Genomic DNA, 1017 nt, shown 5'->3' with positions numbered 1-1017 from the left:
GATCAATTTTACTGAAAAGTTGCGTGAACACTGTAAAGTCCATGGAATTCCTCTTTAACGAATTTTCAACTTTTTATCACCTTGGAACATAGATATATGCTAAACGCTTCATTTGCATTTATACATACCTAAGTATTTTCAGCACGATATCTTGGCTTTGATAAAATATTTGTGCCTCTCTGAATTGTTCAGAGAGTACTGAACCTTCTACATCGGCTTTTGTTTTCATCGTATGATAGGCATCCCTTTTGCTTCATGGTTAAAAATTTTCATATCAATTTCGCGTCTTTTCCTTTTCATAAGTGATTGCTCAGCCTTACGTAAATGCGTTATCATTTGCATCTTTATAGATTCATTTTTGATCATGGCTAATGAACCATCGATATGTGTTTGAAGATCTGCAATATCTTTCAGGTTTTCTTTTGTTTGAAGTTCATCAAATAGATTTTTGAGGTATTTAAAACGATTTTCTACGTTTTCAAAACTTTTTAAAGTTACAGCTTTATCTAGTATCGATGCAAATTGTAAACGCGCAAAAATAGCCTTGCCCATTTGATCAAAAGAGCCAGAAACTTTGTTTTCGTCCTCTAATACCTTTTGATATGATTCCCTTGAAAGCTTATCACTCTTATAGAGCGATTCTGGTTCTTTGAGAAAAAAACTAGAAAAATCTATTGTTGTAGATCCAGTTTTCTGACTCTTTGTTATAGCTTGATAGGCTCTTTCTGTTTGCGAAATTTGTTCTTTTTTCAAATCAAGCTGTTTTTTTAAGAGCTCAATAATTTCTCTTTTTTTTAATAGCTTAATAAGTTCCAGATATTCTGCTGGTAGAGCAGGTTGTGGCCGTGGGGCAGGTGGTGAGTCTACAGTTGGGTCCTTAGGTAGTTTTGGGGATTCGAAACTTATGCTTACACCTGCATTTGCTGGAGCTAGATTCAGTATTCCCAAAAGGGTAATCATTCCTGTTATAATAAATCGCTTTTTCATCTGTCTCCTCGCTTGATTTCGGCAGGGATT

Annotated in this window: 1 protein-coding gene; it reads right to left on the bottom strand. The window is 34.8% G+C overall.

The genetic code is table 11. From position 1 onward, the window contains the following. Positions 1-225 precede the first annotated feature (225 nt). Positions 226-960 (bottom strand): TrbJ/VirB5 family protein, encoded by a 735-nt coding sequence (locus tag ACFINK_RS09320; protein WP_375638906.1) that lies wholly within the window; start codon positions 958-960, stop codon positions 226-228. Between the last annotated feature and the right edge of the window lie 57 nt (positions 961-1017).

Origin of the sequence: Bartonella sp. AA16NXGY, assembly GCF_042197325.1 — a bacterium.
Taxonomy (GTDB): Bacteria; Pseudomonadota; Alphaproteobacteria; order Rhizobiales; family Rhizobiaceae; genus Bartonella.
The sequence above is the reverse complement of the archived record's forward strand: the minus strand, read 5'-3'. Positions and strand labels throughout refer to the sequence as shown.